Here is a 10,043-nt window from a genome sequence, read left to right on the forward strand (position 1 = left end):
CTTCGCTGAAAACGGGATGGCCTATACCGTGAAGGTGCTTGATCTCGCCGTCCGGAAGAACGATCCGGAAATCTGTTTCGGCATCTCCCCGGATCCGAACTGCCCTGTCTGCGTTTGCGAGCCATCTGGCCCGATCCTCCGGATGAATGCGCTGGAGAAGCGCCTCGAAGGATGGCATCCCTGCTTCCAGATCGAAGCCAAACAAGCGGTAGCGTTCCTGCGACCAGTGCTTGATCTCCTTCGTGGCGGGGTTCCAGGCCCAACTGCCGCTTTTGCTCAGCGCCTCCGCTTCCGCCAGGTAGGCCTCGCTGCGCCGCAGTTCCTCCTCACCGCGCTTGCGCTCGGTCAGATCGAGCACGAAAGCGACCCCTTGGCTCCCGCTCTCGCCGAAGGTTGCCGAGCCAAGCAGAACGGGCACGCGGCTGCCGTCCTTGCGGAAGTACTCCTTCTCATACGGTTGCAAGCTGCCAGTCCTCTTCAATTCTTGCGCCAGCCGGACGTCGCGCTCGCGCCATTCCAGGGGCGTCAGGTCCGTCCAGCGGATGCGACCCGCGGCAAGGTCTTCACGGTCGTAGCCGATGATGCGGAGAAAGGCGTCATTGGCCTCGAGGATCCGGCCTTCGAGATCCCATATGACGATCCCGATGATGTTGGCGTCGACCAGGCGCCGGATCTTCGCCTCGCGTTCTGAAAGATCGCGATACAAACGGGTATTCTCCAGCGAAAACGCGGCCTGCGAGGCGAGCAGCTTCAGCACCGCGATCCGGGCCGGCGCGAAGACGCGCGGGCTAAGGTTGTTCTCGAGGTAGAGCACCCCGATGAGCTTGGCCTGGTTCAGAAGCGGCATGCAGAGGATCGAACGAGCCTGGCGCTGATGGACGTAGGGATCCGCAGAAAACGGGTTCTGGGCCGAGGCATCGTCGAGAATGACGCTCTCCTGCGTGCGCACGACATAGTGGAGGACCGACACCGGCAGCATGGCCGTGGTCGCCGCCTCGTCGCGCAGCTGCACCGCGACCCTGTCGCCGCGGGTCGTCGCATCCGCCACAATACGCGGCTCTGCCCCACTCGGGAAAATCAACAGCCCACGCTCGGCACCCGCCTGCTCGATCGCATTGCGCATGAGCGTGTCGAGCAGCTTGTCCAGGACGATCTCCCCCGACACGGCCTGCGAGACATTGATCACCGTCGCGAGATCGAGATGCTCGACCGGCGCCCCGATCGTGCCGGTCGGAGCGAACGCTCGTTCCGTCTCTCTGAGGTGCGGGTAGAGCTGATCGAGCTGCCGCACTTTCCCGTCAGCTCCCCAGGTCCGATAGCAGTGCCGGGCGTTTCGCAGATAAAGATGCGCGATCTGCTCGAACCCACGTGCCGCGTAGAAGCGCGCGGCCAATTCATAAGCCAAGCCTTCGTTCTGAACGAAGGCCTGCTCGCGTGCGGACCGGATGGCCTGCTCATACAGCCGCTCGGCATCCAACTCCCGGGCTTCGAGGCGAGCAATCTCGGCGCTCACCAGCGCGGCGCGGCTCTCGAAGTTCTCGGGACAGTTCTCGGCCCAGAGCACCAGCCGCTCGTGATGCTCAGCCAGAGCCGTGAGATGCTCGCGTCGTTCGTCCGGCGTGGCAGAATTGGAAGCGGCCGCCCTCGCAAGCGCACCATAGAAATGGTATTCGGCCCCTTCAAAGAAAGAGCCTGTTGTCCAGAGAAATCGTTGCGCATTCGCGGCCGCTGCGACTGCTTCCGCCTCGTTGCCCGAAAGAACGTGTGCTTGCAACTTTCGTATCCAATACCAGCAGGCAGGCAGTGCGAGGTACCGATCGCCTTCCAGATGCTGTTCAAAGCGTCCCTCGTCGAACCGGTCATCGGAAAACGAGCCGAACGCCGGCGTCAGACCCCTGAGAGTCTTGATCACTCCGAGCTGCCCCGTGATGATGGCAATGGATATGCCGAAGCGCATTTTTTGCGCGAATTGAAGCCCATGCTCCGCTTCGCGCTGCACCTCCTCGAGTGGAGCTCCGCACGCGAGAAGATGCGTGATGATGACGTCGTATAGGTAGCCCACATATGTAAGGTCGCCGGTTTCCAGCGCCATTTCTAGTGCATGCCGGATCATCGGCTGGGCGGTATGCAACGGTTGCACCCAGGGAACAGCCATATTTCCGAATGCCAAGTGCACACGGGCTTTGAAGCGGTCGAGACCCTTCTTCTCGACCAGATCGAGGCTGAGTTGGCTGAAACGAAAACTGGCGCCGTAGTCGCCGAAGCGAGCCCCCACCACGATGTTCAAGTAGGCGTATGCGTAGCAAGATGCGTCGCTGTTGCCATGCTCGATGCTCAAGTTCGCCATTTGCAAAAGGAGTAGGTCCCGCAAATTTGCGTCAGTGAATATGGCTGGCGACATGAGTTCGGTGAGAACCTCCATCGTACCACACCATTCTGGACTGATCATTAACGGCAGGTTGAACAGCACCTCGATCGGGCGACCGCCAAGCTGCTGCCATAGGCGCTGATATTCTTGGCAGACCTCCTTATCCGTGGGGTGTGGAGACCATCCGATGTCGACATCCCGCAGGTATTCAAGGCAGATCTCAACGGCACGGTCGGGACGACCGCGCGCCGTGTCGAGGAGAATTCGTAAGCGCGCAGTAGCGGCCCGATCCACAATGTTCGCGGCGCGCCGGGATAGTATCGACAGTCGCTCCTCGGCGGCCGCCAGATTACCAGTCAGAAATTCGCATTCGGCGCGATTGATCTCGATCGCAAACACGAGGCGATAGCATTGCTCCCACGAATTGTCGGGGAGAAGCGTCCCGCCGACCACGAGGTAGCTCAGGGCCGATGCGTAAGCGGTTGCCGCCTTGGCGCGCTTGCCTGCGATTAGGTTAAGCTCGGCTAGCTGCTCGCACTCATCTCGAGCAGTGATCAACGTGGCGCCGCGGTTGAGCTGATTGACAATCTCGAAGATCGCCTCGTCCCGCTTCTCCGGCGGCGTATGCGCCGCAAGCAGACGGCCGATCCGAAGATGAGCTGCCGCGCGCAAATCGACTGGGATCAGTGAATAGGCGGCTTCCTGGACGCGGTCATGGAGAAACCTGTAGGCACCTTTTGAGCGGAACACAAGTCCTGCGCGGACCGCTTCCCAAAGGTCGTCATGGATGTCCCTCTGCGAATCCTCGTGAACCGTGGTCAGCAGGGTGAACTCTGCGCTGCTGCCCAAACAAGCAAGCTGCTGTAATGCCTTCTGGGTTTCCGCCGGCAGTCGGTTCAGTTTCCCGACCATCAGGTCCACCACATTATCGGTGTAACCCTTGGCGTGAATGCGATTCAGGTCCCAGAACCATTGTGCATCAAGGTGATCGAAGGTCAGCAATCCCTCATCGGCGAGTGCAGACATGAATTGCATGGCGAAAAACGGATTGCCGGCCGTCTTCTCGTGCACCAGTTCCGCGAGGGGGATCACGCGCCGCGGTTCGCAATGGAGAGAATCGCCCATCAGGCGTCCCAGGTCTTCGCGCTCAAGGGGCGCCAGGATGATCTCGTGCACGGAAACTCCCGCCTTGCGGATCGCTTGGAGCTTGCGCATCAGCGGATGAGTGGCATCGGCTTCGTTGTCCCGATAGGCGCCAATCAGCAGCAGGTGCCGCACATCCGGTTGGGTCAGCAGATCCTCGAGCAGGTCGAGCGTCGCCGCGTCGAGCCATTGCAGATCGTCGAGGAACAGCGCCAGCGGATGCTCCGGCTGTGCGAAGACTCCGAGAAACCGCCGGAAGATAAGCTGGAAGCGGCTTTGTGCCTGCTGCGGCGGCAGCTCAGGAACTGGCGGCTGGTCTCCGATGATGAGCTTCAGCTCGGGGACGAGGTCGACCATCAGCTGCCCGTTGGGGCCGAGGGCCTCGCGCAGGGCATCACGCCAGGACGCAAGGTCAGCCTCGCTCTTGCCCAAAATGCCACGAATCAGGCTCTGAAAGGCTTGCGCGAGCGTGGAATAGGGGATGTCGCGTTTGTACTGGCCGAACTTGCCCGAGGCAAATAGACCGCGCGGCGGCACCAAGTCCTTGTGCAGTTCCTGGACGACCGAGGACTTGCCGATGCCGGAATAGCCGGACACCAGCACCAGCTCCGGCATGCCGCTCGTAACGACGCGCTCGAAGGCAGCGCGCAGGTTCTTGATCTCACGCTCTCGCCCATACAGCCTCTCGGGGATCTGCAGCCGGTCGGGCGTGTCGTGTTCGCCGAGCGGGAAGGCGTCGATGTGATGCTGCGCTTCCCATTCGGCCAAGCAGCGGCGCAGATCGTTCTCAAGGCCCGCTGCAGTCTGGTAACGCTCCTCGGCCGTCTTGGCGAGCAGCTTCATGGTGATCTGCGATACCGGAACCGGGACATGCTCCACCCGCTCACTGGGTGACACCGGCTTCCTGGCAATATGGCAGTGAAACCATTCCATGGGATCGGATGCGGTGAACGGGAGTGAGCCCGTGAGCATCTGGTAGAGCGTGACCCCGAGGGCATAGAGGTCGCTGCGGGAGTCGATCGACCGATTCATACGCCCGGTCTGTTCCGGGGCCATGTATGCGAGCGTGCCCGCGATGAGCTCGGGCGGCTCGGGCGCTTGGCGCTCGCGTGGAAGCCGCGACGCCATGCCAAAGCCCGTGAGCCAGACCTGATCGGTTCCGGCCTTGACGAGCACATTGGCTGGCTTGAGGTCCTTGTGGATGAGACCACGTTCGTGCAGCCGGCCCAGCGCGGCTGTGAGAGCGATGGCGAGGCGCAGAAAGTGGGCGATCGCCATGGGGCGACCGATGAGCCGGTCAAGCGGCTCACCCCCCGGATCCTTGAGCAGCAGCATGGTCCGCCCGTGCTCGCGCACCAGCTCCAGCGGCCGCACCGCCCACGCCTCGTCTAGGTCGCCCTTCAGTGCGTATTCGTGGGCGAGACGATGGAGGCTGGCCGGCGTCGGGTGCTCGGTGGCCGGCAGCACGGCCAGAACGGGGTGACGATCGCCGTTGGCGCCTTCGCGCGCTCGTCGGCAGAAGACATAGTCTCCGTCCGCCCACGACACCTGGAGGCTACGATCCTCACCAGCGCCGAACCTGGAAGATGGGCTCATCTGCCGAACTCCGCCGTCAGTCCGGTACTCCCATCCGGCTGAGGCCATTGAGTTGAGAAGGACCTGAACCAACAGTCGTCCGCCTCTGAGGGTGGCCAGAAAAAGTTCGAACGGCGAGGTTACCACTTACGAGGTGGCATGACGATGTCCGTCTGGCACATCTTGCGCTGACCCCTATTGGGAAAACAAGTCACCGTACTTCACCGTCAAGGGTGTCACCGTTCCGGTAGCGTCTTTCCTGACGAGCTTTATCAAGCGCCGAAGAGCTGGTCGGAGCGGGCGCCTTGTTGCATGAATGCGCAAGTTGGTAACCGGGACTGGGTAGCGTAGAGGTCTGTTCGGCGTATGACCAAAGATCTCCGCCATGTCCTTCAAGGCCAATGCCGCTCGCCGGCACCGTATTCCCAACTAGCGGTACCGGGTGACAAATTGGGCCGAGTACGCCGCTCCCAATCACTCGTTTAAGCCTGCTGATGGTGGCCTCCACCAGAGCCCGACGAGTGTACCCGGATCTCCTCTGCCAGCCCATGCGTCCATGCTCCTCGATGCTTTGGAGATGTCGGTCGCGCTGGGTCGGCGTGCTCTCTGCCATGTCGCTCGGCACCGCCGTTGATCGCGGTGGAACAACCACCTGGGCCTCAGGATGGCGCTGGGCGACAGTGCCGTAGACGCCGGCCTGATCGTAAGCCCCATCACCGGTAAGGGAAGCGAGGGAGCCTGTGATTTGGTCGAGCAACGGTTCGATCTGCGAGCCATCGTCAACATCGCAGCTGGTCAGGTCTGATGCGAGGATCTAGCCGGTCTTAGCGTCGACGCCAATGTGCAGCTTGCGCCAGGATCGGCGTCTCCGGGTACCATGCTTCTCGACCAGCAATTCCCCGGGTCCACAGAGCCGCAGGCCGGTGCTGTCGACCAGCAGATGAACAGGTCCTCCGGAGCGCGGACATGGCCCTGGCACCTCCAGGGTTTCGGCCCGCCGGCTCAGGGTTGAGTGATCCGGCACCGCCAGATCCAGAACCAGGAGGTGGAGGATCGAACCGATCAGCCCTTCGGTTTGGCGCAGCGCCAACCGGAGCACCGCCCGCAGGGTCAGGGCCGTTCTGATGGCGAGGGTAGAATAGTGAGGCTGACCGCCTCGTGTCGTGCGCGGCTCGGCCCGCCAGGCGGCAATGGCTTCCTCGGTGAACCACACCGTGAGGCTCCCTCGCTGGCGCAGGGCCGCGTCGTACTCTGCCCAATTCGTCACCCGGTACCGCTGCTTGGGGATATGGTGACGGCGAGCGGCATTGGACTTGAACGGCACGGTGGAAATCCGACAGGAAGGACACAGACCTCCTAATGATCTTCACGCATGTCCTGTGACGGAGAGGCCTGCGTGTCGAAAGAAGCTGACGATCATCTTGGGTCGTCGCTGCAGGCGGGCGAACTCAAGACGCACCAGACGGTGCAGGTCGTCGACGGATCCGGGTAGCGCATTCTCGATAGCCCGCTTGACGAACGCATTGCACTGCTCCTCCGGATTGAGTTCGGGGGCATAGGCCGGCAGGTAGGCGATTGCGAAGTCCTGCGCATGAGCCGCGATGAAGGCGGTGGTGACCTGAGATCGATGGGCGTTGAGCCGATCCCAGACCACCAGCAGCGGCGTGCCGATCTGTCTCCGGAAGGAGCGCAGAGCCGAGATCACGATCTCACTTGAGATGCTGGTGCGGAAGTGGCGGGCATACAGCCGCCCGTCAGGCGTGATCGCCACAATGCTCGACACCTCCCGCCGCTTACTCACCCGCTGGAGCACCGGGGTGATCCCGCGCCGCGCCCAGGTGGGGCCCGGTCGGGGCCGGAAGCTGTGACCCGTCTCGTCCCAAAGAAGGAGCGTGCGGCCTTCCCGCTGGGCCTTCTTTTTAAAACAACCCAGTCGCGCTTGGGCCAGACCGCGATCACGAGCTCGTCGCGCTCCTTGGCCCTTGTGGCCGGACGCTGCACGCTGAAGCCGTGCGCTTTGAGCGGACGCTCCAGATAGCGCGGATGGTAGTGAACCCCGAACTCGCGCGCGATCAGGGCTGCGATGCGCTGGAGGCTCCAGCGCTCGGTGGCAAAGCCCGCCGCCATGGCGCCCCGATCCAAGAGCCGGCCCAGACAAGCCCAGGCCTTCTCATCGAGGCGCGGCTCTCGTCCTATTCTGGCTCGGGCAGCCAATCCGGGCCGGCCCTGCTGAGCCAGGGTGACGGCCCAACGGGAGACACTGGCGCGACTGACGCCCAGCTGCCGGGCAATGTCGGCCTGGAGCTGCCGGGCAATCTCGGCTTGGGAGAACCGTCCCTGCCGCAACAGTCTCGCGGCCGCCAGACGGCGCTCCTCCATCTGTTCCGGCGTCAGATGCGCCGGACGCCAAACGTTGTCCTCCATCGCGCACCTCCTAACGAGGATCGACACCGCCCTATGTTACACCACCTTCGTGAAGATCATTAGGTCAGCCGGTTTCGGGTACCAACTCACCTATTCGTGCAACAAGGCGCAATTCCGGCCAACGCAATGCTCTGCCTGGCATTGATGTGCGATCCGGAGATGCGTGGGTCTTGCTCATTCCATCCTGCTAGAGAATCCCTCTTCTCTTATGCGGCTTTCACTCCCGACAGGAAGTGCTCCACCTCCTGTCCGAGGCTAGCGGAATGGTGTGCCAGCTCTTGAGCAGACGCGAGAACCTGGGCAGCAGCCATACCCGTTTCACCCGCTCCGCGGTGAACCTCAGTAATGCTGCCGGTGACGAACTCCGTGCCGCGGGCTGCCTCCTGCACGTTGCGCGCGATCTCCGAGGTAGCCGCCCCCTGCTCCTCGATGGCGGCGGCAATCGCTATCGAGATCTGAGACATCTCGCCAATCGTGCTGGCAATCGCCTGGATGGCCTGAACGGCATCTGAGGTAGCCTGCTGGACGCCGGCAATCTGGACCGAGATCTCGTCCGTCGCCTTGGAGGTCTGGCTGGCCAGTTCCTTCACCTCAGAGGCCACCACGGCAAAGCCCTTGCCGGCCTCACCGGCCCGAGCTGCCTCAATGGTTGCATTCAACGCCAGCAGGTTGGTCTGGGACGCAATGGTGCTGATCAACTGGACCACATGCCCGATCTTCTCGGCCGACGTCGCCAGCATCTGGACGGTCTGGTTAGTACGCTGGGCATCAAACACCGCCCGTTCGGCAATGTGGGAAGACTGCGTCACCTGAGAGGCGATCTCGCGGATGGAGATCGACAGCTCCTCCGTGGCGGCTGCGACGGTTTGCACGTTGGCCGAGGTCTGTTGGGCAGTGGACGACACGGTGACCGACTGCTGAGTCGTGCTGTCCGCCACAGAGGTCATAGACCCGGCCGTCTCCTCCAGCCCGTTCGCCGCAACCGAAAGGCGCCGGACTAGCGCGCCCACCTTCGCCTCGAAGGTCTGAGCGAGCTCGGCCATCAGGCGGCGCTTCTCGGCTTCGCTCTGGAGGCGGGTGCGCTCCTGCTCGTTTCTCAGGTGCTCCATTTCTCGGACATTGTCCCGGAAAATCTCGACGGCCTTGGCCATCTCGCCAATCTCATCACGGCGCCTTGCCCCGATCACGTCAACGTTGGTGTCCCCATCTGCCAGAGTCCTCATTGTTCTGGTCATGGCACCAACCGGCCGCAGGACCCCACGAAGCAAGTAGAGACAGAGGCCTAATGTCATAAGGAGGGAAATTGCGGCCGCCGACGCGTTCATCCAACGGGTCATGGCAGCCAGCGCACCAGCCTCCTGCTCCACACGCTCCGCCGCCTCTCCTATCCGGCCACTGATAGCTTCCATCGCATCTTCAAGCGCATCAAACCTCTGCACGAAATCAGGGAGCATCTGCTCCGCCTCCTTCGTACTCTCAAAGGCCGTCTCAACGAGATTTGAGGCGACTTTCGCATAGGCTGCCAGCGGCTCCTCAACATTGGCGAGGGCGCTACGGACTTCAGGGCTAAGAGCAAGCCCCTTGTTCTCATCGATATTGCGTCGAAGCTGAGTCAAGTGGTCGTGTAGGTCTTCCTCGATCTTCGGGCGTAGCGTTGGCTCGACTCGTGCTGCATGGAGGGCACGATAAACGTCGCCCCGCAAGGCGTCGTGCATCATGTCGGCGCTACCCTGATTGCGGGTCGCCTGCGCCAATACGTGGTTTTGCGAGATGTTGTCTGTCAGAACAGCATTGCTCCACACTGCACTTATGCCCGCCCCAAGGCCAACCGTAAGCATAAGGCCAGTAATGATGATGAACTTAGCCCGTAACGACCGCATGATTCCCCCTGCTCCCCAAAGAATCATGCTCAAGCTAATATTAAGGAAATCCTACGATCGCAGGTGTTTTCGAATAATTTATTTTGATGTACACCGAGCCATCGAATTTCGGGCTAAATGAATGGCACCGTCATGTCTGGATGACGCTTGGGCTTAGCGGGCGGGTGCAGATCCTTTGGGGGTGGATCGCGGTCTTCGCTCTGGCAGAGTGATGTTGCTGCACACCTCTATAGGATCTGCACCCGACCACTTGTACTCACGTTCAACAAAACCCTTGCCGACAGGGGCATCCAGATGTGACATCCCCTAACAGAGCCATTGTTCTAACTGACCGTAGTATCAGGAACAGCTCGCGCGCTGAACCCAAGCCATCCCAGCTCCTTCCTTGCTCCTCTATAACCGGGTTCGCCAAGACGCAGGATCCTAACAGCCTGTCCAACTGTCAGATCTGACAGGGGCTCGGCCACGGTCGCGAGACTAAGAAGTTCATCGCGGTCGGCCCCGGGGAGTGCCCGGCGGGACCGTCAGAAGGTAATTACCCACGCCCCATTCAGAACTGAGGTTCAGGCGGACACGGTCTGAAGGATCGTCTTGAACGCATTGGTTCCCGGGCCGAGGCGAGCCGTGTCGACGACGGTGCGAATGTCGGCTTC

The 10,043-nt window shown here is 61.8% G+C and carries 3 protein-coding genes and 2 pseudogenes; all 5 read right to left on the reverse strand.

Translation table 11 applies throughout. The features are described 5' to 3' along the window. On the reverse strand, positions 1 to 5,107 hold a 5,107-nt coding region (locus ACS5Q1_RS44115; RefSeq protein WP_473104156.1), incomplete at its 3' end, for an AAA family ATPase. Between the two features lie 190 nt (positions 5,108 to 5,297). Beyond that, positions 5,298 to 6,410: pseudogene (locus ACS5Q1_RS44120) on the reverse strand (IS5 family transposase). A 42-nt stretch (positions 6,411 to 6,452) separates the two neighbouring features. Beyond that, positions 6,453 to 7,034: an IS630 family transposase gene (locus ACS5Q1_RS44125; RefSeq protein WP_473104158.1), complete on the reverse strand. Its 582-nt coding sequence runs from the start codon at positions 7,032 to 7,034 to the stop codon at positions 6,453 to 6,455. Between the two features lie 2 nt (positions 7,035 to 7,036). Then, a pseudogene (locus tag ACS5Q1_RS44130) lies at positions 7,037 to 7,510 on the reverse strand (winged helix-turn-helix domain-containing protein); the annotation flags it as partial. A 206-nt stretch (positions 7,511 to 7,716) separates the two neighbouring features. Continuing rightward, positions 7,717 to 9,390: a methyl-accepting chemotaxis protein gene (locus ACS5Q1_RS44135; RefSeq protein ID WP_473104157.1), complete on the reverse strand. Its 1,674-nt coding sequence runs from the start codon at positions 9,388 to 9,390 to the stop codon at positions 7,717 to 7,719. Between the last annotated feature and the right edge of the window lie 653 nt (positions 9,391 to 10,043).

This window comes from Microvirga sp. GN3 (assembly GCF_055792825.1).